At 59.1% G+C, this 743-nt stretch carries 1 protein-coding gene and 1 pseudogene; both read right to left on the reverse strand.

Features of this window, described 5'->3' with window-relative positions; all coding sequences use genetic code 11:
- A pseudogene (locus OC610_RS28350) lies at positions 1 to 232 on the reverse strand (hypothetical protein); the annotation flags it as partial.
- 307 nt (positions 233 to 539) lie between these two features.
- The coding region (locus OC610_RS28355; RefSeq protein ID WP_264433026.1) for a GNAT family N-acetyltransferase at positions 540 to 743 on the reverse strand (204 nt) is incomplete at its 5' end.

Here is a 743-nt window from a genome sequence, read left to right on the forward strand (position 1 = left end):
CAGCGTGAATACCATCCGCAGAGTCCCTTGTTGGACCCCCCCCCCCGTCGCGAGTCTGGCTACCCTCGGTGGCGACGCGGTAAATGGCAATGGGCGGATGGGCTTTAACGTATGCCCGTTTTTCATCGATGAACGACGACGGTTGTTGCTCCTTGAAATAGCAGTCGTCCATGTGACTTAGATATTCAGCGAATACTTCGTTGGTATAGGCGAGTTGCAGGGATGCGTGCATTTTTCAAGGCTCCTACTCACGGGAAGTTGTCCGCTTGGCCTCTGCCAAACCGAACGAATTTCAGAGCCATGAATAAGACGTTGCATCACGGGCAAGCCGCAATCCCGAGGGGTGTGGATTTGGAATGATTAGGAAACGTCCTAGGCAAAAAACCGATTCTTCCTACGCTTCGGAGGGCTCCATCGCGGGGTTTGCTAGGACAGCGACGGGATGGCGGCGTGAGGGTTACTGATATACCGCCTCCGTCGGATCGCCGCCCGGAGCAGGCTCGCTCCCACAGGGATTTTTTAGCGCCTGCCAGATCGGGTCAGTTGCCTTTCGGATACCAGACCAACCGCTCCGCCGCGGGGTTGCGCTCTTGCACTTCGAAGCCCAGCGCCAGGTAGTGTCGGCGGGCGTGGGGGTTGCTGGCCCAGACCACCGTCGCCACCGGGCAGCGGATCTGTTGTGCGGCTTTCTGTACTCCTTGCAACACCGCCCGGCCATAGCCTTGCCCACGGGCCTGGGGGAC

This window comes from Pseudomonas agronomica, from assembly GCF_025917275.1.
Classification (GTDB): domain Bacteria; phylum Pseudomonadota; class Gammaproteobacteria; order Pseudomonadales; family Pseudomonadaceae; genus Aquipseudomonas; species Aquipseudomonas agronomica.